A 25071-nucleotide genomic window follows, 5' to 3' on the forward strand; every position below is an offset into this window, starting at 1 on the left:
GGGATGAGGTCGGACGGCGTAAACCGCTTGGTGACATCGATCAGGCGCTCGCGGAGCGGCGCGGGACGAGCAGTGACGATAGATCGAGAATGGACGTGTACCGGCGGGTGGATAGGGCTCCCCTTTCGATGAGGTTTTGTGGAGTATCGGGCGAAGTCGCCAACACCATACCTATCGGTTTCTCGTGAGGAGGGCCAATTGGGGCGAATCTGAGCGCCTCATGCACGGGCGAACGCGGAGGGGGCGGGGGCCAACCATGCCAGAATCGGTACATGCCCCGAAACACTCGCGACACCGTCACCGCGTTCCTCGATACCGTACGGAGCGGCCGCGAGCCACACCGCGCCGCCGAGTTCCTGGCTCCCGTGGTGCGCGCCAACCAGGTGCGGGCCGGCGCACGCGAGACGATCGAGCGCTCCCCCGCGAACTACGAGGAACACGTCGCGGAGATGCACGAGATGTTCGGGCCGTTCGAGCTCGTCATCGACGAGCTACTCGTCGACGGGGATCGCGCCTACGCGCGGTGGATCCAGCGCGGCACACACGTCGGTGAGATCGACGGACACGCGCCGACCGACGCAACGATTGAGACCGTCGGCAGCGCGGTGTATCGCGTCGCCGACGGCCTGATCGTCGAGTACTGGATCCAGCAGGACGCTGCGGGCCTGGCCGCGCAGCTCACCGCAGCTGCGCGCTAGATCTTCGGGTCCTCGCCCGTCACCTTCATGCGCAGGGCTGAGGCGCGCATGATGTCGCCCTCCAGGAATCGGACGAGCGACTCGTCGCCGGCGGCCTGCGCCTCCTCGATGTGAGCGAACGATGCCTGCACCTCGGCGTCAAGACCCTCCGTGACCAGCGCGCGGATGGACTCGGGGAGGCGAAGAAAGCTCTGCGAAGTCATACCATCGAAGATACCCCGTGCACATCCCTCACCGGGAGTTCTCAGCTCAGGCTCCGTCAGGCCGGGCGTGTCGCATGTGCGCGGGGGCCTCGGCTGCTGACGCCCCATTCACCGAGCCGCGAATGGCCCAGAGCAGGCCGATCCCCGCAATGATCACGACAATGTTGCCGAGACCAGCGATGCCGGGAAGCGGGCCGGCCACCGGGTGCGCCGTCGCAAGGAAAATCGAGGGGTCCGTGGTCGCATGCAGCAGAATCGGCCAGATCAGGTTCCCGGTCACGCGGAGCGCGAGATACATGAGAATGCCGAAGCCGAAGGTGTAGACCAGCTGCATCAGGGTCGGGAACAGCGCCTGGCCAGTCAGCAGGTTTCCGGAGTGCATGAGCGCGAAGAGCGCCGCGGAAACCACGGCGACCACGAGTTCACGCGCGCCGCCCTTCCGCATGAGGTTCACCACGAGCCCGCGCGTCAGCACCTCCTCGGCGAACCCGATGCAGAGCCCGGCGACGAGCCACGCGAGCACGAGCGAGGCGCCGGCCGCGGTGTAGTCAATGCTCGCGAAGCGCAGCACGTTGAACACCAAGACCACCGCAACCGCGATCCACATCCAGCCGCGGCCGCTGATCGGCTGCCGCGCGAACAGCTCACGCGTCCACCCCACCGACCAGGCGAACGCCAGCAGCACGAGGCCGCCGAAGGCGATCGGGAGCACGGTGAACAGCCACACCTCGGCGGCCGGGTCCGTCGTCTTCGGGAACAGGGGAGCGAACAGCAGCGGCACCCCCTGGTAGATCACGAAGTAGGCGACGACCGCCAGCAGCGCGCGCCACCAGCCGCCCCGCTCCCAGAACGATCGCCAGCCCGTGACCTCAGTCTGCATCGACATCTGCGGTGTCCCTCCCCCTGCGTGAGCCAGCGCACCGCGCCGGTGCCTGGCACGAGGTGGGTGCGCGATCGCGGCGCTTCCGTGAAGGTTCGCATCTCCCCCGCGACTGAATTATCGCAGGCGTCCGCCCGCCAGCGCGCGCAACACGGCGCACGGGTAGCAGAGCCAACCGGGGAACTCCCCCACGCTGGCTCGGCGCGCGCGCCATACGATCGGGGGAACCGTTCTGTTCTTGGGAGATGGCATGCGCAACACTCGTCAGGCACGATTCCGGGCCCCGTCGCTCCCCGCGGTGACGCTGCCGGCGCTCACGCCCATCGAGCTCGAAGATCTCCGCGCCGAGAAACACCAGGAGAGCGCCAGCCTGTCCGGCCTGGACGTGAGCGATTGGGATCTCACCGGTGCCACGTTTACCGAGTGCGAACTCGTCTCCGTGACCGCTGACGGCACCCGCTTCGTTGGCGCCAGGTTCGTCGACACGGTGATCACGCAGCTCGTCGCACCGCGGTTCGCCGCGCCGCGCTCGACGTGGCGAAACTCCGAGATCGTCTCCTCGCGGCTCGGCGCTGTCACCGCGTACGAGGCGGAGATCGCGCACACCCTCATCGAGGGATCGAAGCTCGGCTGGGTGAACCTGCGCGCCTCGAAACTCACCGACGTGATGTTTCGGGGGTGCCGCTTCGACGAGCTCGACCTGAGCGGCAGCACGCTCACCCGTGTGGCGTTCGAGGATTGCACCGCAACCAAGCTCGTGCTCGATCAGGCGCGGTCCACGCACCTCGACCTGCGTGGCCTCCAGTTCGCGGAGGTGCAGGGCATCGACGGCCTCCGCGGGGCGCGCGTGTCCGAGTCGCAGGGCTGGGACCTGCTCGGCGTGCTCGCCAGGCACGCGGGGATCGAGATCACGGCGTAGCGAGGGGCTGGGCGGTGCCGGCGCTTCGGTGGAGTTCGAGCTCAAGGTCGATGAACCCGGCGATCAGGGCACGATAGGCCCGCTCCACGACGTCCGGTGATGCGCCGGTGTCGGCCGCGATCCCGCGCACCTTGGCGATGACCTGCGCGACGCGGTCCGGGGCGCGCACCGCATGCTCGTCCATCTTCAGCGTGCCGGCCACGACCACCCACCGCTGTCGCTCGGCGATCAACTCGATGATCTGACGGTCGAGGCGGTCGATCTCGTCTCGCACCTCGGCAAGTGACGGGGTGTGCTCGGTCATGTGACCACCCTACTGAGCCGGCGCCGCGGCGGGGTCCGATGCGTGATCAGGCGGCACGGATTCCCGTGTGCCCTCCATGTGCCCTGCGACCCCGTCCTTCAAGAGCCTTGATCATGATTGCTTTCGAGACCATGCGGATGAATACGGTTCCCTGGTGTTACTTGGGAATGTGGCGTTGCGCGAGCGCCGAGTGTAGCCATTTTGCCTGGGTTCGTCACAGTTGATTTCCTTGGGTCCGCGCGGCTCCGCCCATTGAGAATACCTTAAATGGCCCGCGTAGCACCCTCTCTGCTGGAGCTCAGTTGTCGAGGCGAGATACAGAGACTTCGAAGTTCATCGATTTCAGTCGAGTCGCATGTTGCATGAGATTGAGCTTGCTGAAGAACGGCATCCAATCGGTTGCTCCAGATTTGAGCGGCTTCGTCAAGACCACGTATGAGACTTTGAAATTCGAAGCATCAACGCTCGAGTTTGCGTCTGGAATTAGGGCTAGCCACGGAGCCGCAGCACTCTGCAACTTCTGGCTGATAATCTCACGCACTTTCGTCCTGAACTCAGAGTCGCTCATCAGGCTTGTCGCGGAAACTGTTCCCTGTGCAAAGAGGTGGCTAAGGGTAGCTGATCGAGATTTCCTCTTAACGTGGATCAGCGTGCCATCGTTTTTCAACAAGTCGCAGAACTCGATGCCAGAACTCGCTCCACCTGGCCGGATGATTTTTGCGTCAAGGTGAAGATACTCAGTGGGGTGAGTTGTGGCGATACGAAGGTTGTATGCCGGTTCACTTTCACCCGGGTTGGCAGCTGTCAGACTTGTTGTTACGGGCAGGGCGTGAAAAAACTTATCCACCCGATCTGAGAGGGTTTTCTCCACCGCGAACCAGCGCCCCTCGATGAGCACATAGAGATCCTTCGCGATTTGTTGTTCACTAATCAGGCACTGGTAGACGCTCCAGAGTCGATCCGTTTGCTGAGATCGCGAGTATGTGACACTGACCCCTCGCTGCCGGAGTACTGCAAGACTCAGAGCACTTAGAGCCGCTGGCGTGTGGTCGCTCAGGTACGCATCGAGATCAAGGTCGTCATACTTCTTACCCCGAGTCCCGTTGATAGTAAAGGAGTCAACGTCTTCCCAATCGATGTTTTCTGGCGCTGCCATATAAGTTGCGGATGTGTCCCCCGCCTGAAGTGCGTTGACAAGCAAGTCATTCAAGTCAGCTTCGATCTTAGGTTCCTCGACGAGCGCTAGCTGGTCAATCCATTCGAAGTTGGCCTTGTAATCAGTCGAATTGTAGGCAGAAAGCAACTGATCACAGATGCTTGGTAGATCGCTGGCGGTAGCTGATCTGGTCAGCACAATCGCGTCAGAACCCGCGAGACGTGAGGCGAAACCTTTGTCCCGTGGTACCCCAGCGACCCCGCGCAAAATATCCCGAGACACATCAACCCCGAACGCAGGGAGATCGGAGCTCTTGCTCGACTGAGTGCTCTTGCTCACGACGAGATCTTCGAAGGTCTTTGTGTCCATACTCCGCAACTGAGACGGATCGACGAGATTGAGCCCAACACGCAGGCCGAACTGGCGTTGGATCAGGGCAGGATCGATAAGCGACCGCCCGTAGCCGAAGGAAATCGCGAACCATCTCGAGGAAGTCTGCAGAATCATGACACCGCTCGCCGATGCAGATCGGATATCCACAGCAGGCACGCTGAGTACTGTGTCGACTTCCGTCACCCACGCAGGTTTTGCCGAGAAAGAAGGCAAGAAGAAGAAACTGCCGACGATGCCAGAAGCCGGCCGAATCGAAATCTCAGCGGCCCCCTTCTCTGCGCGAATAAAGTCCGAGGGCGCAGTTGCGCTTCCTCTCAACAGAAACACCGTAAGCCGCGAGAACGCCACCGTACCCCCCCTTAAGACCTTCTCCAGACTACTCTTTTCATCCACTTTGGGCCACCTAGCTATTAGCTGTACCTCGATGAGTTTCGCGCTTACCATCAATCCCCTTCGTTATCACGTCAGCGCCACCTTGCGGGACTGAGGCTCCGCATAGTTCACTGCCAGACCACCCGTTCGGACCGCCTAAGACCGGGCACCCTCCACCCCGCACAGGCCCTTCATCTGCGTCCCGTTCAACGCATTCTCCGCTATGCTCCCGTATCACTCGCGTTGCGTCGCAGAGGAAGCGCAATACCGAATTTGCAGGACGCGTGGTGGCTCGGAAAGCTGGACTGGTAAGGCTTTTGGTGAGCAGTCCATCGAAGGATCATTTTGGGCGGCCCAGCGTGGACCCGGGAAGTGACCAACTCAGTGCTGGGTGGCCTTCGATTCGGTAGCAAGATGACCGTCCCCCAGGAGTTCTGATAGATCGCACCGCGAACCGCTCGCTTTCCCAACGACACTGCACCTGAACCTCGCTGGAGACTAGCAAGCTCAGCATCCGTACCGTGCCTATACAAACGAAGACCGCGCAGCGAGCAGTCCCACGAGAGAATGGATACGCACCCCCCCCTGAAAGGAGACCTGATGTCCGCTGTCACATCTTCTGACAGTCTCACGGTCGGCGCGGTCTCTGATCTGGTCGGAGTCAGCGTGCGTACGCTGCACCACTGGGATCAGATCGGGTTGGTTCCGCCGACCACACGGACCCGCGCTGGCTACCGCAGCTATACGGCCGAAGATGTTGGCCGCATCCATCGAGTCCTCGTGTATCGGGAGCTCGGATTCAGCCTCTCCGCGATTACGGAACTCCTGGACAACCCAGAGATCGACGAGGTGCAGCACCTGCGCGAGCAGCGGCGGCTCCTTCGCACACAGATCGCCGAGTTGCAGCGCGCTGCGGAAGCCGTGGACCAGGTACTGGCACGGAAAGAAGCCGGCGTCACACTCACCGCGCAGGAACAGGCCGAGATCTTCGGCCGGGGCTGGCGTCAGGATTGGGCCGATGAGGCGCACGAGCGCTGGGGCGAATCTGAACAATGGAGGCAGTTTGAAACAAACGCTGCCGCTTTCACCGCGGATGAGCGGAGTGCCGTGCAGCAGACTGGCGAGGCGCTGCACAACGAGATGGCCGAGGCAAAGCGTTCCGGCGTGCTCTCCTCGAGTCCGGAGGCCGTTGCGCTTGCCGAACGGCATCGGGCGATGATTGGTGAGCTCTACAGCTGCACCCCGTCAATGCACGCACTCCTCGGACGGATGTACGTTGAGGATCCTCGCTTTCGCGACACGATCGACTCGACCGAACCTGGTCTGAGCGTGTGGTTGCGCGATGCGATCTTTGCGGCTGCCCGTGCACACGGCATCGACCCTGCTGCGGCTGTCTGGGCATAACCCCACCACGCGGATTTGACCCTCACGCTGCGTGAGGGTCAACGCTAGGTGCATGACCCCCGGCACTCTCCTCGACAAGGCGTACGCACCGGCACTGCCCGCCGAAGTCATCGAAAACGCTCGTCACCCTGCAGTCAGACGGGTCGCTGACGTGCTACGTTCCCGAACGTCAAGAGCACGGACGATACTGATCGATGACGAGGAGAACATCGTCCAGGCGGTCCGTGCCGGCGTCCAGATCCTCACGCTCTATTGCTCAGCCGAGCTGTATGAATACACCAGTCGGCGTCAGCTGGTGGGATCCGCCACCGACGTCCGGGTGCTCAGCGACGAGGTAGTCCGAGGGCTGTTCACTGGCGAAAAGCAGAGCCGCATGTTTGCGCTCGCCCGCGCCCCCAAGGCCGCTTCCTGGCGAAATCTTTCCTCTGCGCACGGTGATCTACTGGTGCTCGATGGGGTACGTATCCCCGGGAACATCGGCGCGATACTCAGGTCTGCTTGCGCCTTCGGGTCCGCCGGAGTCGTCCTGCTCGAAAGCGGGCTGACCTCGATCTACGACCGTCGTCTGATTCGTGCGAGCCGTGGCCTCGTCTTCACCATCCCAGTGCTGACCAGCACCCGCGATGACCTTGCGGAGTTCCTGCAGGCTGAGCGGATCCCGCTCGCAGCGCTCACCGCGGATGCCACTGACTCACTCGAAGCGATCAACCAGGTGCCCGCCCGAGTCGCAATCCTGATGGGCTCTGAACGCACCGGACCATCCGACGCGCTCCACGCCCAGGCAACATACCGGTACGGCGTGCCGATGATGCCGGGCGTGGAATCTCTGAATGTCTCGGTTGCCGCGGGGATCGCGCTACACGAACGGCACCGACGCAGCGGAGAACGGGACCGTGGTGCGCCAGAGAGCACCGAAGGCTGACCTCAGCGCTCGGAGCGGAGCCGACTGCTGGGGTGATTGCGCTCCTTCGAGCGCCTGCGCGCGAAGCGGTGCCGGGGATACCGAAAAAGCCGCGGAAACCTTACGGTTTCCGCGGCTTTCGTGGTCGGGATGACAGGATTTGAACCTGCGACCCCGTCGTCCCGAACGACGTGCGCTACCAAGCTGCGCCACATCCCGATTCTGCGCTTTCACGCAGGGACTACTCTATCGGGTCCGGCGGCAAACTGGGAAATCGTGAGCCGCCCGGGCGCGGCCCGCGCCCGGGCCGACCGCCTACTCGGGCGCGACAGCGCTGAGCGTCGCGACTGTAACGGGCGTGAGCTGCCCGTCCCAGGTGACCCGAAGCGACAGCTGCTCGCCGCCCGGCGCTGGCTCCGCTCCCCCGGCGAGCGCCGCAGCGTCGAGCACGTGGCGCACGCGCAGCGTGGCGAAGCCGGTGTCCGCGATACTCTCACTGCCGAGCCCGGAGACCGACGCCGCCCACAGCTCGGGCACGGCGCGGTCGGGCGATCCCGTGCCTGCGACGGCGCTCGTCGGCGCAATCGGCGACTGCTCGCCAGACGCCGAGACCCGCATCTCCTCGACGCCAGCGCGGCCGTGCGCGATCGCCTCGGCGATCACCGTGCGGAAGACCGGATCCCCCACCGCATCCGAGATCCAGCGCGTGCCGAGCACCCCGTGAGCCGACGTGTCGAGCAGGAACTCCTCGCCGTCCTGCAGCGGCGCCCCGCGATACGTGAGGGGCACGTGGTAGATCGTACGATCGCCAGCGGTGAGCAGGTGACCCTCGATGCCCACCTCGCCCTCGGGGTCGTCGTAGCGGTAGGCCGCCACCTTCGTGAGCGCCGACACGTCGCCCGCAAACCAGGGGCGGGTGGGAAGCCACGCGGCAAGCAGCTCAAGCTTTGACGGAGACATGGTGGTGTCGTAAATGAGTCCCATGGCCCGATCCTACGCTCCCGCATCCAGATGCGCCCAGAAAACGGCGCAGCGCCCCAGCCGCCTTGCGGCGAATGGGGCGCTGCGTGCACCGCGGCGGATGCCGCGGCAGCGATCCCGAGCTTACTTGCCCGAGTTCTTCTGACGCGATGCGGAGCGGGCACGCGCGTTCGCGTCGAGCTCCACCTTGCGGATGCGCACGTTCTCGGGGGTCACCTCGACGCATTCGTCCTCGCGGGCGAACTCCAGGCACTCCTCGAGGGTCAGCACGCGCGGGGGCGTCATCGACTCGAAGGTGTCAGCGTTCGCCGAACGCATGTTCGTGAGCTTCTTCTCCTTGGTGATGTTCACGTCCATATCCTCGGAGCGCGAGTTCTCACCGATGACCATGCCCTCGTAGACCTCAGCCTGCGGCTGCACGAAGAACGACATGCGCTCCTGCAGGTTGATGATCGCGAACGGGGTGACCACGCCGGCGCGGTCGGCGACGATCGAGCCGTTGTTGCGCGTCGTGATGACACCGGCCCACTCACCGTAGCCGTGAGCGATCGCGTTGGCGATGCCCGTGCCGCGGGTGAGCGTCATGAACTCCGAGCGGAAGCCGATGAGACCGCGCGAGGGCACGATGAACTCCATGCGCACCCAGCCGGTGCCGTTGTTCACCATGTTCTCCATGCGGCCCTTGCGCGCCGCGAGGAGCTGAGTGATCGCGCCAAGGTGCTCCTCGGGCGTATCGATCGTGAGGTGCTCGTACGGCTCGTGCGTCTTGCCGTCGACCTGCTTCGTGACGACCTGCGGCTTGCCGACGGTGAGCTCGAAGCCCTCGCGGCGCATGTTCTCGACCAGGATCGCGAGGGCGAGTTCCCCTCGGCCCTGCACCTCCCACGCGTCGGGACGCTCGGTGTCGACGACCTTCAGCGAGACGTTACCGATGAGCTCGCGATCGAGGCGGTCCTTGATCATGCGCGCGGTGAGCTTGTGACCCTTCACCTTGCCGACGAGCGGCGAGGTGTTCGCACCGATGGTCATCGAGATCGCGGGCTCGTCGACCGTGATGGTCGGGAGCGGGCGCACATCATCGGCGTCAGCGATCGTCTCGCCGATGGTGATGTCCTCGATGCCAGCGATCGCAACGATGTCGCCGGGGCCGGCCTGCTCGGCCGGGTAACGGGTGAGCGCCTTGGTGAGCATGAGCTCGGTGATGCGCACGTTCGCGACGGAGCCGTCGTGCTTCACCCAGGCGACGTTCTGACCCTTCTTGATCCAGCCGTTGTGCACGCGGAGCAGCGCGATGCGTCCGAGGAACGGCGAGGAGTCGAGGTTCGTGACGTGCGCCTGCAGCGGGTGCGTGTCATCGTAGGTGGGTGCGGGCACGCGCTCGAGGATGGTCTCGAAGAGCGGCTCGAGGGTCTCGTTGTCGGGCAACGAGCCGTCCGCGGGGCGGGTGTGGCTCGCGGCGCCCGCGCGGCCCGAGAGGTAGACGGTGGGGACGTCGAGCACGGCGTCGACGTCGATCTCGGGGTTGTCCTCCGAGAGATCAGATGCGAGGCCGAGCAGCAGATCCTGCGCCTCACCCTCGACGGCCTCGATGCGCGCGTCGGGGCGGTCGGTCTTGTTGACCGCGAGGATCACGGGGAGCTTCGCCTCGAGCGCCTTGCGCAGCACGAAGCGGGTCTGCGGCAGCGGGCCCTCGGAGGAGTCGACAAGCAGCACGACACCGTCCACCATGGAGAGCGCGCGCTCCACCTCGCCACCGAAGTCGGCGTGACCGGGGGTGTCGACCACGTTGATGACGATGGGGCCGTTCTTGGCGTGCTCACCCTCGTACGTGATCGCGGTGTTCTTCGCGAGGATCGTGATGCCCTTCTCGCGCTCGAGATCGTTCGAGTCCATGACCCGGTCGTCGACCTCAGCGTGCGCGTCGAAGGAGTTGGTCTGGCGCAGCATGGCGTCGACGAGCGTGGTCTTGCCGTGGTCGACGTGTGCGACGATGGCGACATTGCGGAGGTCTTCGCGAGTAGCGAGAGCCATAGAGGTGGTGTCCTAACGTGACGAACGGGTCGTCGACACGGCGGGGTGCCGGGCACCGCGGGGCGTTCCCCCAAACGGCGCCGAAGAAGCCGACGCACTATTTTAGCGGATCGCAGACGCGACCGCACACTCCAGATCATATATGATTCGAGGATGAGCGCCCGACCGAAGTTCACCCGCGGTCTGCTCGCGGTCCTCTCGTTTCTCGCGGCAACTGGCCCCTTCGCCACGGACATGTATCTGTCCTCCTTCACGAGCATCGCGCGGGATCTCGGCGCACCGGCCTCGTCCGTGCAGCTCACGCTGACCGCGTTCCTGCTCGGCATGGGCGCCGGACAGCTGGTGCTCGGCCCGCTCTCGGACCAGCACGGGCGCCGCCGGATCCTGCTCGCCGCGCTCGCGGTGTTCGCCGCGACGAGCATCGCCATGGTCTTCTCGCCGAGCATCGAGGTGCTGATCGCGCTGCGGTTCGTGCAGGGCTTCGCCGGCGCGGCCGGCGTGGTGATCTCGCGCGCCATCGCCGTCGACCTCACCGAGGGCGCCGAGTCGATCCGCGCGATCAGCCTCATCGCCCTGTTCGTCGGGCTCGGCCCGCTCCTCGCTCCCCCGATCGGCGGCGCGATCGCCGCGGTCTCCGACTGGCGGATGGTGCTCGCGGCGCTCGCGTTCCTCGCGGTCGCGATGCTCGTGCTCGCCGCGCTCCTCATCCCCGAGTCGCTTCCGCGTGCACTGCGCCACGCAGGCGGCCTCATGAGCGCCGTGCGGAACTTCGGAAAGCTCCTGCGCGATCGCACGTTCCTCCTCCTCATGAGCGTCTTCGGGCTCGGTTTCGGCGGGATGATGGCGTACATCTCGGCCTCGCCGTTCGTCGGCCAGGTGGTACTCGGCATGTCGCCGTTCGTGTACTCGCTGGCCTTCGCGCTCGGCGCGCTCGCGATGATCACGGCGAACACGATCAATGCGCGGCTGGCCGGGCGGGTGCCGCCGACGCGCATGCTGCTGCTCGGCACCCTGCTGGCGGTCGCCGCTGGCGCCGCGCTGACGGTGCTCACGCTTGCTGGCGCGCTCACACCGATCGCGTTCACCGTCTGCGCGTTCACGCTCACGGGCGGCACCGGCTTCATCATGTCCAACGCGAGCGCGCTCGCGCTCGCACGGGCACGCGAGGCACGCGGCGCGGGATCGGCGCTGCTCGGCGCCGCCCAGTTCGCCGTCGGCGGCCTCGCCTCTCCGATTGTCGGGGCGTGGGGCGAGCACACGGCGCTGCCCATGGCACTGTTCGTGCTGGCGGTGGCCGCGCTTGCGGTGGTGGGCGCGGTCGTCGCGCGCCGCGCGGAATCGTAGCGGCTCTAATCCGCTTGGCTGGTGCGATACCGGCCCAGACCCTCACTTTGTTGGGGGTTGATCCGCTGAGCTCGGCGAGACCCGGGCAACCGGCTCGACGGGCCCTACGGGCCCGTAGGGCCCGAGCGGCCCAACCGACTCAAACTCCCATTTAGTAGGGGTTTGAGTCGATACGCGGCGGGCAAAGCGGTGCGAGGTCTCACTAAGTTCGAGGGAGCCCACCCTGAAACACCCGCCGGCCGCACCCAGACATACCCGCCAGCCGCACGCAGAAACGCCTCGGGGCAGGCCGCCAGTCGACGACCTGCCCCGAGGCGTTTCGGGTCACACCGTGCTAGCTGATCCCCAGCTCGATGTTCGCACCAGGGATCGCCGCGAGGAGGTTCTTCGTGTACTCCTCCTGCGGGTTCTCGAACACCTCGTTGGTGGTCGCCTGCTCCACGATCTTGCCCTGCTGCATGACGCAGACGCGGTCCGCGATCAACCGCACCACCGCGAGGTCGTGCGTGATGAACAGGTACGTGAGGCCCAGCTCGCGCTGCAGCTCCGCGAGGAGATCGAGGATCTGGGCCTGCACGAGCACATCGAGCGCGGAGACCGCCTCATCGAGCACGAGGATGTCCGGCTTGAGGGCCAGGCCGCGGGCCACCGCGACGCGCTGACGCTGACCGCCCGAGAGCTCGTTCGGGTAGCGGGTCGCGAGTTCACGCGGCAGCGCCACCTGGTCGAGCAGTTCGAGCATGCGCGCCTGCCGGCTCGCCGCGTCGCCGACCCCGTGGATCTTCAACGGCTCCATGATGGTGTTGCCGATGTTGTGGAGCGGGTCCAGCGAGCCGTAGGGATCCTGGAACACGGGCTGCAGGGTCGAGCGCAGCTGGAAGAGCTCGCGCGCAGACATGCCGCGGGTCTCCTTGCCAGCAATGCGGACGGAGCCGCTCGTTGGCTCCTCGAGCTGCAGCACCATCTTCGCGATCGTCGACTTGCCGGAGCCCGACTCGCCGACGAGGGCCATCGTCTCGCCACGGTTCACCGTGAACGTGGCCCCGGAGACCGCGTGGAAGTCCTCTGACCCGAAGTTGCCCTTGCGGATCTTGTAGACCTTCCCGAGGTCGGAGACCTCGATCACCGGCTCGTCCGCGACGTGGGCTCGCTTCTCCCCCTCGGCGAGCGCCGAGAGATCGAACGTCTCCGTGGGAGCCGTCGGCAACGAGGCGCCGTCGCCGATCCGGCGGGAAGCCAGGCTCGGCGCGGCGGACACGAGACGCTTCGTGTACGGGTGCTGCGGGTGCTGCAGAATCTCGCGGCTCGGCCCGGACTCCACGATGTTGCCCTGGTACATCACGATGAGCTTCTCCGCACGCTCGGCAGCGAGGCCGAGGTCGTGGGTGATGAACACCACCGCGGTGCCGAGCTCGGTGGTGAGCTTCTCCAGGTGGTCAAGCACCACGCGCTGCACGGTGACATCAAGCGCGGAGGTCGGCTCGTCAGCGATCAGCAGATCGGGTTCAGCGGACAGCCCGATCCCGATCAGCGCGCGCTGCTTCATCCCGCCCGAGAACTGGTGGGGGTACTGCTTCATGCGCTGCTCGGCGTTCTGCAGGCCGGCTTGCTCGAGCACCTGGACGGCGCGCTCGCGCACCTCCTTCTTACCCTTCGCGAGACCGTTCGCGCGGATGGCCTCCTCGACCTGGAAGCCGACCGACCACACCGGGTTGAGGTTGGACATCGGATCCTGCGGGACGAGACCGATCTCGCGGCCCCGCAGCGTTTCCATCTCCTTGCGGCCGATCCCGACGAGGTCGCGGCCCTTCCACTCGACGGAGCCGCCGGTGATCTTGCCCGTGCCGGGCAGGAGGTTGATCACCGCGTGCATGGTCGTCGACTTGCCGGAACCGGACTCGCCAACGATCGCAACGGTCTCGCCAGGGAACACGTCGAACCCGACCCCGTGGAGCACCTCGCGGCGCTCCTTCTTCGTCCCGAATTCGACGCGGAGATCACGGACACTGAGAATTGGCTGCTGCTCGCTCATCGCTGTGCCCTCGCCTTCGGATCGAGTGCGTCGCGAACAACCTCGCCCAGCATGACAAAGCCGAGGACGGTGGTCGCGAGCGCGAGAGACGGATAGAGGAGGATCTGCGGGTCGTTGCGGAGGTCACGCTGGGCCGCGGAAATGTCGTTGCCCCAGCTGATGTAATCCGCGGGCGGGAGGCCGACACCGAGGAACGAGAGGACCGCCTCGGCAACGATCGCGGCCGACAGCGACAGCGTCGTGACGACGATGAGCGGTGCGATCGAGTTCGGGAGCACATGACGCACGAGCGTCTTCAGCTTCGACAGCCCGAGCGCGGTGGATGCCATCACGAAGTCAGCGTTCTTCACGCGGAGGATCTCCGAGCGCAGAATACGCGCGGACACCGGCCACGAGAACCCACCAATCGCGAACGCGATCACGAGCGGCGTGCGGTGCTCCTGGAACACCGTCATCACGATGACCGCTGCCAGGATGTAGGGGATCGAGAAGAAGATGTCACCGACGCGCGAGAGCACGGTGTCCACCCAGCCGCCGAAGTAGCCGGCGAGCGAGCCAGCGATCACGCCGCCGACGAAGGTGATCATGATCACCAGCAGGCCGACGGACACGGACGTGGAGGTGCCGTAGATGAGGCGCGAGTAGATGTCCTGGCCCTGCGCGGTGAAGCCGAGCGGGTGCCCGTCCGTCGGGCCCTCCTTGGACATGCCAAGGTCGGCCGCGCGCGGATCAACGTTCGTGAAGAGCGAGGGGAAGAGCGACACCACGATCACGACAAGGATGATCACGGCGGAGATCCAGAACATTGGACGGCCGCGCATGTCGCGCCAGGCGTCGAGCCAGAGGTTCGACTTCTGCTCCTTGACGACCACCGCGTCGACCGCGGCCACCGGCGTCTCGTCGAACGGTGCGACGAAGTGCTCCATTTTCGGGTTCTGCGGCTCAGGCATAGCGGATCCTCGGGTCAAGTACGGCGTACAGCAGGTCGACGATCAGGTTCACGCCGAGGTAGATGAGCACCATGAACGTGACGAACGAGACGACCAGCGAGTTGTCGCCCTTCAGGATCGCGTTGAAGAGTGCGTTGCCGACGCCGGGGACGTTGAAGATGCCCTCCGTGACGGTCGCACCCACCATGAGCACACCGAAGTCGGTCGCAGTGTTCGTGATCGTGGGGATCAGCGAGTTGCGCAGCACGTGCACGGGAACGACTCGGCCGCGGCTCAGGCCCTTGGCGTACGCGGTGCGCACGAAGTCCTGGTTGAGCGTGTCGATCACGGAGGCTCGGGTGAGGCGCATGCTCGTCGCGTAGAGGCTGACGCCCAGCACGATCGCCGGCAGGAGGAGATCCTGCACCGGAGCGCCGGTGCCCACCGTGGTGCGGAACCAGCCGAGCTTGATGCCGAGCCCCCACTGCGCGATGAACGCGATGACGAAGATCGGGATGCTCATGAAGAGCAGGCCGATGATGAGGTTCACGTTATCGAACAGCTTGCCCTTGCGCAGGCCCGAGATGAGGCCAATGGTGATCGCGAGGATGAGCTCGATCACGATCGCCATCGCGGCGAGCTTGATCGTCACCGGGAAGGTGCGCGCCAGGATCTCCGAAACGGGCTGGCCCGCGAAGCTCATACCGAAGTCGCCGACGAGGACGCCCTTCAGGTAGAGGAAGTACTGGACGATGAAGGGCTGATCGAGGTTGTACTGCTCGCGGAGCCGCTCGAGGATCGCGGGGTCCGGCGTCTTGTCGCCGAACATCGCGAGGATGGGGTCGCCCGGCATGGCGAAGACCATGAAGTAGATGAGGAACGTGGTGCCCAGCAGAACCGGGATCACTTGAAGGAGGCGGAAAAGGATGTATCTCAGCATGTGCTGGCCCTCCCCCGCTCGACTGAGCTATGCATGTGGGTATTCTCTCGCAGTTGTAGTGCGCGGCACACCTTTTGACGTCGGTGTCACAGGTGTGCAAATTGGGGGCCGTGCCGCCCGACGGGTAGTCGAGCGGCACGGCGCAGGCCCCGGGGCGTACCCCGGGGCCTGCGTCAGAAGGGTTACTTCTTGGTGATCTCGTGGTACAGCGGAACCGAGTTCCAGCCGAACTCAACGTTGTCCACGGACTCGCCGTAGCCACCGTTCACGTTCGAGTACCAGAGCGGGAAGGCCGGGAGGTCCTGGAGCAGCACTTCCTGTGCCTCCTGGAACTTCTCGTTTGCCTTTGCGGGGTCGGTCTCCACCGAACCAGCGGTGACGAGCTCGTCGAACTTCGGGTTCGAGTAGTCACCGTCGTTCGACGACGCGTTGCTTGCGTACAACGGTCCGAGGAAGTTGAACAGACCCGGGTAGTCGGCCTGCCAGCCGGTGCGGAACGCCGTCTTGATCGTGCGGTTGGTGACTTCCTCACGCAGCACGTCGAACTTCGGGTATGCCTTGCCTGCTGCGTCGATGTCGAGCGTCGACGAGATGCTGTTCGACACTGCGTCGACCCACGCCTGGTGGCCGCCGTCAGAGTTGTACGCGATCTCGAAGGTGCCCTCCCACGGCGAGAGCTTCTCAGCCTCGGCCCAGAGCTTCTTGGCCTCTTCGGGGTTGTACTCGAGCACCTCAGCGCCCTTGAGCGAGTCGCTCCAGCCGTCGATGACGGGCGAGGTGAAGTCGCTCGCGGGGGTACGGGTGCCGTCGAAGATCTTGTCGGTGATCTGCTCACGGTTGATCGACATCGAGAGCGCCTGGCGACGGAGCTTGCCAGCCTCACCCTCGAAGCGCGCGTCGTTCGCCGGGATGGTGAAGGACTGGAAGATCGCCGCAGGCTGGTTCACCGCGCGGTCGCCCAGGTCATCCTGGAAGTTGGCGAGCTGGGTCTCGGGGATCTGGTCGATCACGTCGACGTTGCCGCCGAGCAGATCGGAGTACGACGCGTCCTGGGTCGCGTAGAACTTGATCGTCAGGCCACCGTTGACCGGCTTGCGCGGGCCGTTGTAGTCCTCGTTCACGACGAGCTCGATCTGCTCGTCGTGCTGCCAGGCGTCCTCGCCGGCCAGCTTGTACGGGCCGTTGGCGACGGGGTTTTCGCCCTGCGCGGCCATGTCCTCGAACGCCGAGTCAGGCAGCGGGTAGAAGGCCGAGTAGCCGAGGCGCTGCGGGAAGTCCGACGCCGCCTTGTTGAGCTTGACGGTGAAGCTGGTGTCGTCCACAACCTTCAGGCCGGGCAGCTCCTTGACGCTCTCCTCGTAGCTGAAGCCCTCGATGTCCTCGAAGAAGTAGCTGTTGAGCTGCGCGTTGTCAGCGTCCGCACCGTAGTTCCATGCCTTCACAAAGTTCTCGGCCTTGACGGGGGTGCCATCGGTGAACGTCGCGTCGTCGCGGATCGTGATGGTGTAGTTGATCGCGTCGTCGGACTCGATGGAGGTTGCGATGTCGTTGTGCGCCGCGCCCTCTGCATCGTAGTAGACGAGACCAGCGAAGATCTGGTCGAGGATCTTTCCGCCGCCCACCTCGTTGGTGTTCGTGGCGATAAGCGGGTTCTGCGGCTCCGACCCGTTGGTCGTGATGATCGCATCACTCGCGGCAGCGTCGCCGCCATTGTCCGATCCCCCACCCGACGTGCAGCCCGACAGGGCGAGCGCGCCTGCGGCAGCCAGAGCGATGAAGCTCAGGCCCATCCGTGATCGCTTCACTTGTTTCCTCCTTGAACGTTTCCCCAAAGGAGGCGGACACGACAAGGTGAATCCGACCCATCCCCGGGACTCGATGTAATCCCGCCCAGCCTATCGACCGAGGCGGGCGCACCAAAAAATTTGGAGCAGCCGTAATTGCTTCGTGACCGAGAACTGTAGTTCCCAGCAATAGCGACGCCGGAGTTTGGGAAAGATTCTGTACATATCAGCAACACGGCGCGCCGCCACCGCGCGCGCTACGCTGAGCCGGTGAGCAGATCCCCCCTTCCGCCCCTCGCCCAGACCGCCACCGCGCGCACGCGACTCCGCTGGGAGATCGGGATCGTCCTCGCGCTCTCGTTCGGCGCGTCCGCGATCTACGCGATCGTCTCGCTCGCCGATTCGCTCACCCGCGACACGGCGCTTGCCGAGCAGACGCAGACGATCAACCGGGCGCTCTCGGACCGCCCCGGCTTCGACCTCGTGTACCAGCTGCTCGGATTCTCGTTCGCGCTCGCGCCGGTGGCGCTCGTCGCGTACCTCCTCTGGCAGCCGCGGCGACCCCACTTCGCTGCGCTCGGCGTCGGCGGCCGCACGCGCTGGGGCCGCGAGCTGCTCGGCGGCCTCGGACTTGCAGCGCTGATCGGGATCCCGGGGATCGCGTTCTACGTCGTGTCCCGGCTGATCGGCATCAACCTGACCGTCGTTCCGACCGCGCTCGACACGTACTGGTGGACGGTGCCCGTGCTCGTGCTGCACGCGTTCCGAGCCGCGATCACCGAGGAGATCATCGTGGTCGCGTATCTCTTCGATCGGCTCCGCCGTCTCGGCGTCGGCACGGTCGGTGTGATCGTGTCGAGCGCGCTGCTGCGCGGCAGCTACCACCTGTATCAGGGGTTCGGCGGCTTCATCGGCAACGTCGTCATGGGTCTGCTGTTCGGCTGGGTCTACCACCGCTACGGGCGCTCCGTGCCGCTCGTCGTGGCGCACTGGATCCTCGACATCGTGAGCTTCGCCGGCTACCCGCTCGCGCTCGCGCTGTGGCCGGCATGGTTCGGGGCGCCCGGCAGCTAGCCGAACGCCCCGAACGCGCGCGCGGGATCAGCTGACCTTGATGGTCTTCACCCACGCGTCGAGCAGGCCCCACACCTGGTCGTACAGATCCGGGGCGGCCTCGCAGCGCGACGCTGGCTTCGCGACCGCAAAGGTGCCGTCCGGCTGCTTCGTTGCACCCCACTCGGTGCGCATCGCCGCGCACGACTCGGGGAACGAGTTGAAGAGGTCGCCGCTCAGCTTGAGGTGAGTCGCGTCCGGGATCACGAAGCTCGCCGCGCCGAGGCGCTGCGGCCACTCGGAGGACGCGTTCCACGGCCCGATCGGGAACGAGGTGGTCGGCCCGACGTCGACGCTCGGCACCTTGTCGGCGTCGGGCTCCTCCGTCTCCGGCTGCTCGGTCTCGGGCGTGGTGGGCTCGGGATCCGGCTGCTGCGTGCCCTCGGTCTGCGTCGCCGTTGGCTTCGGCGTGCTCGGCTCGGGCTCGCCCTGGCCGCGCGCGATGTTGACGACCACGATCGAGGCGACGATCGCGAGCACGGCGACGATGCCGACGATGATCCACGGCTTCGCCTGGGCAGCACGGTCGCGGTGCGGCGCCGCTCCGGCCGGGCGGCTGGCACCGCGCTCAGCAGGGAGCTGCGCGGTCCGCACACGCTCTGCCTGCTCGTAGGCGAGCCGTTCGCGGGCGGGGACGGGTTCGGGCGTCTCGTCGGCCGGGCCGAAGAGTTCCTCCAGTGGGTCCTTATTCACACCCCCACCCTAGCTACTCAGTATCCGAAGTGTGTGCCAGCGCGGCGATGTGTGGCGCGTCGGTGCCGCAGCAGCCGCCGAGCAGCCCGGCGTTGGGGGCGAACTCGCGCAGCCCCTGCACACCGCGCGCGAACTCGGCAGGCGCGTCCCCTGCGCCCTCCTCCCCGTGCCGCGCCGCGTTGAGCCGGAACCCGATGATCCGATTGGCCGCGGGCGATCCCGCACCGCTCTGCAGCCCCGGCGCGACCTCGCTCGGGTGCGCGCAGTTCACGAGGAAGCCGTCGGCGTACCCATCGGTCGCCTCGTCCACTGCGGCGATCGCTGCGGCGATCGTGGTGCCGTCGGCGAGTGCGCCGTCGGCACCGACCACGAACGACACGGCGACGGGGACGCGCGCCGCGCGCGCGGCACGCACCACGCCGATCCCCTCGGCGGCGTCGAGCATGGTGACCGCGGTGACCCGATCGGCCCCAGCCTCGGCCAGCGCCCTGACCTGCGGCGCGTGGTACGCCTCCGCCTCGTCCGCCGTCATCCGCTCCCCCGCGACGTAGTCGTCGAATCGCGGCCCAACGCACCCGTTCACGAGCGTATCCGCACCCCCGGCCTCGCGCACGAGCGCCACCGCGTCAGCGTTCGCGCGATCCAGCGCAGCGGCATCGGCGCCGACGCGCGCGCCCCAGTCCGGGTTCGCCCGCCACGTCGGCGTGTCGAGCACGAGGGGCAGCGAGCGCTCCGCGGCGAGTTCGACGAACGGCCGGTAGTACTCGCGCAGCGCGTCGCGCCCGTCGATCGTGTCGAGCAGCACGAACGCCGCGAACTCGGGCAGCTCCTGCCCCAGCCGCTCGATGAGCGCGGTCTCGATCCCGCCATCCGCGAGGGTGAGGGGCGCCGCGGCCCCGTGCTCACGCGATGCTGCCGGCGATGCGTCCTGCGTCATGGGATGCTCCTCTACTCGTTGGGGATCGGGGCCGTGCGCGGCATGCCGGTCTGGCTGCCGGCCTGCTCGTCGGCCGCGAGCCGGGCGCGCAGCTCACCGCTGCGGGCGGCGAACCCGGCGACGCGTTCTGCGTGGCGCGCCATAATGCCGCCGTCGCGCAGCGCGATCGTGCCGGGGTCCTCGCGCTCGAGCCCGGCGCGCCAGCGCGCGGCGATGAGCTCCATCCTGGCGTCGACCGCCACGAGCAGCTCCTCCGGTTCGATCCCGCCGTAGGCCGCCGCGGCGATCGCAACGCGGCGCGCGGCATCGGCCGGCGGAATCGGGCGAAGGAGCGGCACGCCTGACCAGCAGAGAAACGCGAGGTCCTCGATGGGGCGGCCGGGGCCTGCGCGATCCCAATCGATCATTCCCGCGAAGTCGCCGTCGCGCAGCAGCCAGTTGTACAGTCCAGGGTCGTTGTGGCAGATCACCTCGCCGGGGCCGAGGGTCTGCGTGCCCTGACGCCACACTCGCGGCTCGCGCGGGAAGTCGCGCACCGCATCGTGGAAGCGTCGCAGCCAGGCCGCGGCCGCCGCGAGCGCGTCGTCGCTGACCTGCGTCGTTTCGGGGTCGAGCGTCTCACCGGGAAGGTAGTCGAGCACCTCGCGGCCCTCGTCGTCGAGGCCGTGCACCGCCGGGATGCCGTCGAGCCCGCGCGCGCCGAGGTGGGCGAGGAGCTCGTGCACCGCAGGGGTCCACGGGCCGGTCGGCCGGTGCACGCGCGTCACTCCGTCGGCGCCGGCGATCCGCCAGACACCGCCCGATCCGCCCGGCAGGTGTTCGCTCTCCACGCTTCGACCGTAGCGCACCGGGCGGGCGACACGCGCGAGCCGGGCGCTGATGCCCGGCTAGACCTGCCGGACGATGCGGCGCCGGTGCACCGTCTCGCCGTGGAGCTGCACGTGCAGGCGCTCCATCCGCGTGTCGAGCTCCGCCGCGGTGTCCGCAGCGTGCTTCAGCTCCTGGGTGAGCGAGTCCGGAACCTGTCGCGCGTACTTGTAGTAGATCTTGTGCTCAAGGCTCGCCCAGAAGTCCATCGCGATGGTGCGAAACTGCACCTCGACGGGCACGTCGACGCGGCCGGTCGAGAGGTAGACGGGGATCGAGAGGATCGTGTGCAGGCTCTGATAACCGTTCTCCTTCGGCGTCTCGATGTAGTCCTCCACCTCCAGCACGGTGATGTCGTCCTGCTGCGTGAGCAGGTCGAAGAGCCGGTACACATCATTGATGAACGCGCACGTGACCCGCACACCGGCGATGTCGTGGATCTCGCGCCGGATCTCGTCGAACTCGCTGCCGATCCCGCGCCGCTCGAGCTTCGCGACGAGGCTGTCGACCGACTTCACCCGGCTCGAGACGTGCTCGATCGGGTTGTACTCGTGCATGTGGAGAAACTCCTCGCGCAGGATCGCGAGCTTCGTCTCGACCTCCTGCATAGCGAAGCGATACTCCAGCAGGAAGCGCTGCATCTGATCGCCGAGCGTGCGCAGCGCGCTCGCGGAGATCGTGATCTCATCGTTCTCTGCGGTGGCGAGCCCCGACGACGAGTCGGGCTCCGGGTCCTGCGCGGACACGTCGGTTGCGGCGGTGCTCATGGCAGCAGGCTACTGGGGAAGCTTCGGAAGCCGCTGTGATTCCAGCTGGCGCACGGGCTATGCGCCGTCGTGCTCCCCCCGGAACACGTGCACCAGCGCGTTCGCGTGGCCGTGCCCCATCCCCTGCTCCTTCAGAAACGCGACCTGCTCCATGTGCTTCTCCCCCGCGTGCGGGCGCAGCAGCTCGATCCACTCGTCGATCGTTTTGCCGTACTTCGCCTCGATGGAGGGAAAGTACGATTTGGGTCCGGTGACGGCTTCGCTCATGCCGCTGATCTTACGCCTGGCGACGGGCGCTGCACACCCCGGCACGCGTGCTCCCCGCCGCCGCTCAATTCGCCTCGGCCGCGTCGTCCCGGCACACCGCGCCAGCAGCTGGGAGCTCGCCCGCGAGGAGGTAGTCAGTCACCGCCTCGTCGACGCACGAGGAGCGATCGGAGTACGACGCGGCGTGCCCCTGACCGTCAAGCGTGAGCAGCCGCGCGTTGCCGAGCTCGTCCACCAATTCCTTCGCGTACGGGTACGGGGTCGCGTGATCGCCCGTGATCCCGATCACGAGGAGCGGCTCCGCCGTGTCCGGCGCGTGGAATGCGTCGGTGATGTCGAGCCCGCTCTCGGGCAGCGCGTAGCAGGAGAGGTCGACGAACGGCGCAAGGGTGTCGTCCGAGATCTCGGGGCCGCCGAGCAGCCGCGGCATGCCCGCCTCATCGATGTGCGCGAGCAGGCCAGGAATGTCGGGCTCGATGGGAAACGAGTGGCAGCTCACGATCTCCATCGCGAGGTCGATTCCGCCCTCGGGGTCGGGCGCCACCGCCGCACCGATCTCGTCGACCGCGTCCTGATCGCCAAACAGGGCGAGCGCGATGCGATCCAGCGCTCGCCCGCGCTCGAAGTGGCTCTGGTAGAGCGTGTCGGTGAGGTACCCCTGCAGGTCCTGCCCCGTGATCGGTGTCCCATCCGTTGCCGCGAGCGGTGTCTCGTCGAGCTCGCCGAGCACTGTGAGCAGGCTCGCCTCGTCCACGAAGGGGCACACCTCGACCTCGTCGCGGTACTCGGTTCGGCATGAGGTGGCGAGCGCGACGGTCGCCTTCGCGATGGCCGCGGCCTGGTCGAACGCGTGAATGGGGCTCGCCCACTGCGCATTCTCGGCGCTGTCGAGCACCATGCGTCCCGCGCGCTCTGGGAACAGGGTGGCGTACGTCGCACCGAGCATCGTGCCGTACGAGTAGCCGAGGAAACTCAGCCGTTCTTCCTCGAGCAGTGCGCGCATGAGCTCCATGTCGCGCGCCACCTGGGAGGTGCCCATCGTGTGCGCGATCGGGTTCGTCGCCACGCACGTGCCGATCTGGATCGCGGTGATCTCGGATCCGCCGCCGTCGCAATCCAGCGGTGTGCTGTTGCCGATCCCGCGCGGGTCAAAGCCCAGCAGCCCGTAGCGCTGCGCGATCGGCTCGAAGCCTGGGGACAGCGGCATGCCCAGCATGAAGTCGACGCCCGTGGCGCCCGGGCCGCCCGGGTTGCCGAGCAGCGTGCCGAGCGGTTTCGTTCCCAGTGCGGGGAGGTGCACGACGGCGAGCTCGATCCGCTGCGGATCGGAAGCGTCCTCCCAGTCGAGCGGGGCGAGCACCGTGCCGCAGCGGATGTCCGCGAGGGTGTAGCCCGCGCGTTCGAGCTCCGCGCCGGTGTCCGCATCGAGGCCGTCCTCGGGGAGGCACTCGCGCCAGGCGATGCGCTGCGCGTAGAGGTCCGCGAAATCGCGCTCCTGCGCAGCCGAGGCCGAGGCGCTGTTCGGCGAATCTGATCTGGATCCCGGCCCCGATCCTGCCGCACCGCCGCCCGGCCAGCCGCGCCACCCGGGGAAGCCCACCATGCATCCGCTCAGCGCGAGCAGCGCGACGAGCGCGCCCGCGATGCTCGCGCTGCGGATTCCGGCCAGGCGATGTGCTCGGCCGGCGCTACGCATCGGGCTGCGCGGCCTCGTTCGGGGCCGCGTTCCCCTCCGCGGCCTGCGCCTCAGCGCCGGCGCGGGTCTCGGCGAGCGCACGTTCGAGCACCGCGCGCAGGACCGTGAGGTCCACGCGGGCGAGGCGGGTGATGTACAGGCAGCCGACGCTCGCGGTGTGCGGGCCGAGCTGCCCGAGCAGGTCCTGCCACCGCGTCGAGAACCCGGACGGCAGGTACACCGTGTGCTTCGCCTTGCCGGTGGCGAACGCGAGCTCGGGCATGATCCCGCTGTGCCCGCTGTCGTACTCGTACCCGACCTCACCGAAGCCGATGATCCGTCCCGCCCAGACGATGGGCTCCTCGCCGCTCACTTCGCGGTGCATGGCGAGGAGTTCGTTCGCCTCCGCGCGTCGGGTGCCGGCGAGCCGGTCGAGCACCTGCTCGGCTGGCTCGTCGCCCGGGCGCATCGCGGGTTGCTTCGCTGGCGGCTTCGCTGGCTGTGTCACTGCCATGCTCAGTGCTCCTCCGTGTCAGGCCCTCACGCAGCGGCGCTGCACGAGAACGACCACATCACCCCGTATCGGTCGAATACCTGACCGTACCAGTCGCCCCACGGGGCCTCCTCGAACGGCATGCCGGCGGTTCCGCCGCCAGCGAGCAGCTTCGCGATGTACTCACGCGCCTCGTCCGGGGTGTCCGTGGTGTAGAGCAGCGAGTACGCGGAGCCGCGCACGGGGTACTCGGTCTCGGGATCCATGGAGTCGCCGCCCGCGATGATGCCGGCTGGCAGAGTGAGGGTCGAGTGCGCGACGGCGCTCGGGTCTGGCTCGAAGGGCATGTCGGGCATGGGCGGCATGTCCCCGTAGCGGAGGATCTCGAGCTCACCCCCGAACACCTCGTGCCAGTGCTCCATCGCCTCGCCGGTGGAGCCGGGAAGCGAAATGTATGTGGCCAGCGTGTGCGTCATGATGGTTCCCTTCGACGGAGCGGACGGTGCCGCGTGCGCTCAGTATGCACCGTGCGGCTGCGCCAGGAAACCCCTCCGTGGAGATTTCCGCGGCGGACTAGTTCGACTTCCGTACGACGCTCGATTTCAGCATCATCTTCCCGAAGCCGGGCACGCGCGCGTCAATGTCGTGCCCGCCCGCGCCGCCCGGCGCGAGCCGGATCCCGCTCACCTTCGTGCCGGCCTTGATCGACCCGCCGCCCCCGCCGGACACCTTCACGGTCTTCACGACGGTCACGGTGTCACCGTCGGCGAGGATGTTGCCCACCGAGTCGCGGATCGCATCGGCGTCGGCGTCCGCACCGGCGTCCGCACCGCTTGCCGCCTCGTCGCCAGCCGCTGCGGCCCACTCGTGCCCGCACATGGGGCAGACGAGGAGCGCGCCCATCTCGTACGCGTACTCGCTCGCGCACTCGGGGCAGGGCGGGAGCTGCGTCGTCTCGGGCGTCTCGTCAGTCATGGCGTCCTCCTCA

The 25071-nt window shown here is 66.7% G+C and carries 25 protein-coding genes and 1 tRNA gene; 6 read left to right on the forward strand and 20 right to left on the reverse strand.

Going from position 1 to position 25071, the window contains the following annotated elements; genetic code table 11:
* The first annotated feature begins 272 nt into the window (after positions 1-272).
* Positions 273-698, forward strand: a complete 426-nt coding sequence (locus tag EGM46_RS04200) for an ester cyclase (RefSeq protein ID WP_125098926.1) — start codon at positions 273-275, stop codon at positions 696-698.
* Here the strand turns inward: EGM46_RS04200 and EGM46_RS04205 are convergent.
* Together EGM46_RS04205 and EGM46_RS04210 are read right to left on the reverse strand one after the other, a co-directional pair.
* On the reverse strand, positions 695-901 hold the full coding sequence (locus EGM46_RS04205; protein WP_125098927.1) for a hypothetical protein: 207 nt from the start codon (positions 899-901) through the stop codon (positions 695-697). The genes EGM46_RS04200 and EGM46_RS04205 overlap by 4 nt on opposite strands.
* A 46-nt stretch (positions 902-947) precedes the next feature.
* Complete coding sequence (locus tag EGM46_RS04210) at positions 948-1787, reverse strand: CPBP family intramembrane glutamic endopeptidase (RefSeq protein WP_125098928.1); 840 nt, start codon at positions 1785-1787, stop codon at positions 948-950.
* Positions 1788-2031: 244 nt separating this feature from the next.
* On the opposite strand from EGM46_RS04210, the gene EGM46_RS04215 reads away from it, so the two are divergent.
* Positions 2032-2700 carry a pentapeptide repeat-containing protein gene (locus EGM46_RS04215; RefSeq protein WP_125098929.1) on the forward strand — a complete coding sequence of 223 codons (669 nt, stop codon included), beginning with the start codon at positions 2032-2034 and terminating at the stop codon, positions 2698-2700.
* Here EGM46_RS04215 and EGM46_RS04220 read toward each other — a convergent pair.
* Both EGM46_RS04220 and EGM46_RS04225 read right to left on the reverse strand, forming a co-directional pair.
* Positions 2690-3004, reverse strand: a complete 315-nt coding sequence (locus EGM46_RS04220) for a chorismate mutase (RefSeq protein WP_125098930.1) — start codon at positions 3002-3004, stop codon at positions 2690-2692. The two genes, EGM46_RS04215 and EGM46_RS04220, sit on opposite strands and share 11 nt — an antisense overlap.
* 298 nt (positions 3005-3302) lie before the next feature.
* Complete coding sequence (locus EGM46_RS04225; protein ID WP_164512810.1) at positions 3303-4946, reverse strand: DUF6119 family protein; 1644 nt, start codon at positions 4944-4946, stop codon at positions 3303-3305.
* Between the two features lie 579 nt (positions 4947-5525).
* On the opposite strand from EGM46_RS04225, the gene EGM46_RS04230 reads away from it, so the two are divergent.
* Both EGM46_RS04230 and EGM46_RS04235 read left to right on the forward strand, forming a co-directional pair.
* Positions 5526-6329, forward strand: coding sequence for a MerR family transcriptional regulator (locus tag EGM46_RS04230; RefSeq protein ID WP_125098932.1), 804 nt, complete (start codon positions 5526-5528; stop codon positions 6327-6329).
* A gap of 52 nt (positions 6330-6381) precedes the next feature.
* The gene (locus tag EGM46_RS04235) at positions 6382-7251 is read left to right on the forward strand and encodes a TrmH family RNA methyltransferase (protein WP_125098933.1); all 870 of its coding nucleotides are present in this window, start codon (positions 6382-6384) and stop codon (positions 7249-7251) included.
* 121 nt (positions 7252-7372) lie between these two features.
* Here EGM46_RS04235 and EGM46_RS04240 read toward each other — a convergent pair.
* The 3 genes from EGM46_RS04240 to typA all read right to left on the reverse strand — a co-directional run bounded on the left by EGM46_RS04240 (position 7373) and on the right by typA (position 10242).
* Positions 7373-7449 (reverse strand) — tRNA-Pro (locus EGM46_RS04240).
* Between the two features lie 96 nt (positions 7450-7545).
* Entirely contained in the window at positions 7546-8214 is a 669-nt protein-coding gene (locus EGM46_RS04245) for a maltokinase N-terminal cap-like domain-containing protein (protein WP_125098934.1), read from the reverse strand.
* A gap of 120 nt (positions 8215-8334) precedes the next feature.
* Positions 8335-10242, reverse strand: a complete 1908-nt coding sequence (gene typA, locus EGM46_RS04250; protein ID WP_125098935.1) for a translational GTPase TypA — start codon at positions 10240-10242, stop codon at positions 8335-8337.
* Positions 10243-10395: 153 nt separating this feature from the next.
* Here typA and EGM46_RS04255 point away from each other — a divergent pair, with 153 nt between their 5' ends.
* Positions 10396-11586 carry a multidrug effflux MFS transporter gene (locus tag EGM46_RS04255; RefSeq protein WP_125098936.1) on the forward strand — a complete coding sequence of 397 codons (1191 nt, stop codon included), beginning with the start codon at positions 10396-10398 and terminating at the stop codon, positions 11584-11586.
* Between the two features lie 334 nt (positions 11587-11920).
* On the opposite strand, the gene EGM46_RS04260 is transcribed toward EGM46_RS04255, so the two are convergent.
* The 4 genes from EGM46_RS04260 to EGM46_RS04275 all read right to left on the reverse strand — a co-directional run bounded on the left by EGM46_RS04260 (position 11921) and on the right by EGM46_RS04275 (position 17292).
* Positions 11921-13618 (reverse strand): dipeptide ABC transporter ATP-binding protein, encoded by a 1698-nt coding sequence (locus EGM46_RS04260; protein WP_125098937.1) that lies wholly within the window; start codon positions 13616-13618, stop codon positions 11921-11923.
* On the reverse strand, positions 13615-14568 hold the full coding sequence (locus EGM46_RS04265) for an ABC transporter permease (RefSeq protein ID WP_125098938.1): 954 nt from the start codon (positions 14566-14568) through the stop codon (positions 13615-13617). The genes EGM46_RS04260 and EGM46_RS04265 overlap by 4 nt, the downstream gene beginning before the upstream one ends.
* Positions 14561-15487 (reverse strand): ABC transporter permease, encoded by a 927-nt coding sequence (locus EGM46_RS04270; protein WP_125098939.1) that lies wholly within the window; start codon positions 15485-15487, stop codon positions 14561-14563. The genes EGM46_RS04265 and EGM46_RS04270 overlap by 8 nt, the downstream gene beginning before the upstream one ends.
* A 182-nt stretch (positions 15488-15669) precedes the next feature.
* The gene (locus tag EGM46_RS04275; protein WP_206427495.1) at positions 15670-17292 is read right to left on the reverse strand and encodes a peptide ABC transporter substrate-binding protein; all 1623 of its coding nucleotides are present in this window, start codon (positions 17290-17292) and stop codon (positions 15670-15672) included.
* Positions 17293-17541: 249 nt separating this feature from the next.
* Between EGM46_RS04275 and EGM46_RS04280 the strand changes: the two genes are divergently transcribed.
* The gene (locus EGM46_RS04280) at positions 17542-18345 is read left to right on the forward strand and encodes a CPBP family intramembrane glutamic endopeptidase (RefSeq protein ID WP_125098940.1); all 804 of its coding nucleotides are present in this window, start codon (positions 17542-17544) and stop codon (positions 18343-18345) included.
* 27 nt (positions 18346-18372) lie between these two features.
* Here the strand turns inward: EGM46_RS04280 and EGM46_RS04285 are convergent, their stop codons facing one another.
* The 9 genes from EGM46_RS04285 to EGM46_RS04325 form a co-directional block, all read right to left on the reverse strand.
* The gene (locus EGM46_RS04285; RefSeq protein ID WP_241156171.1) at positions 18373-19077 is read right to left on the reverse strand and encodes a hypothetical protein; all 705 of its coding nucleotides are present in this window, start codon (positions 19075-19077) and stop codon (positions 18373-18375) included.
* 13 nt (positions 19078-19090) lie between these two features.
* Positions 19091-20014, reverse strand: a complete 924-nt coding sequence (locus tag EGM46_RS04290; RefSeq protein WP_125098941.1) for a homocysteine S-methyltransferase family protein — start codon at positions 20012-20014, stop codon at positions 19091-19093.
* An 11-nt stretch (positions 20015-20025) separates the two neighbouring features.
* Positions 20026-20844: a phosphotransferase gene (locus EGM46_RS04295; RefSeq protein WP_125098942.1), complete on the reverse strand. Its 819-nt coding sequence runs from the start codon at positions 20842-20844 to the stop codon at positions 20026-20028.
* A gap of 57 nt (positions 20845-20901) precedes the next feature.
* A complete protein-coding gene (locus EGM46_RS04300) occupies positions 20902-21522 on the reverse strand; it encodes a GTP pyrophosphokinase (protein WP_206427501.1) in 621 nt (206 codons plus the stop codon).
* A gap of 183 nt (positions 21523-21705) precedes the next feature.
* Positions 21706-21915 (reverse strand): DUF4287 domain-containing protein, encoded by a 210-nt coding sequence (locus EGM46_RS04305; RefSeq protein ID WP_125098944.1) that lies wholly within the window; start codon positions 21913-21915, stop codon positions 21706-21708.
* A gap of 64 nt (positions 21916-21979) precedes the next feature.
* Positions 21980-23611: an alpha/beta hydrolase gene (locus EGM46_RS04310; protein ID WP_125098945.1), complete on the reverse strand. Its 1632-nt coding sequence runs from the start codon at positions 23609-23611 to the stop codon at positions 21980-21982.
* Positions 23604-24104, reverse strand: a complete 501-nt coding sequence (locus EGM46_RS04315; protein ID WP_125098946.1) for a DUF1801 domain-containing protein — start codon at positions 24102-24104, stop codon at positions 23604-23606. The genes EGM46_RS04310 and EGM46_RS04315 overlap by 8 nt, the downstream gene beginning before the upstream one ends.
* 26 nt (positions 24105-24130) lie before the next feature.
* Positions 24131-24559 carry a VOC family protein gene (locus EGM46_RS04320; RefSeq protein WP_125098947.1) on the reverse strand — a complete coding sequence of 143 codons (429 nt, stop codon included), beginning with the start codon at positions 24557-24559 and terminating at the stop codon, positions 24131-24133.
* Positions 24560-24656: 97 nt separating this feature from the next.
* A complete protein-coding gene (locus EGM46_RS04325; RefSeq protein ID WP_125098948.1) occupies positions 24657-25058 on the reverse strand; it encodes a zinc ribbon domain-containing protein YjdM in 402 nt (133 codons plus the stop codon).
* Positions 25059-25071: the final 13 nt, after the last annotated feature.

Source organism: Leucobacter chromiireducens (genome assembly GCF_003917135.1).
In the GTDB taxonomy this organism is placed as follows: domain Bacteria; phylum Actinomycetota; class Actinomycetes; order Actinomycetales; family Microbacteriaceae; genus Leucobacter; species Leucobacter chromiireducens_A.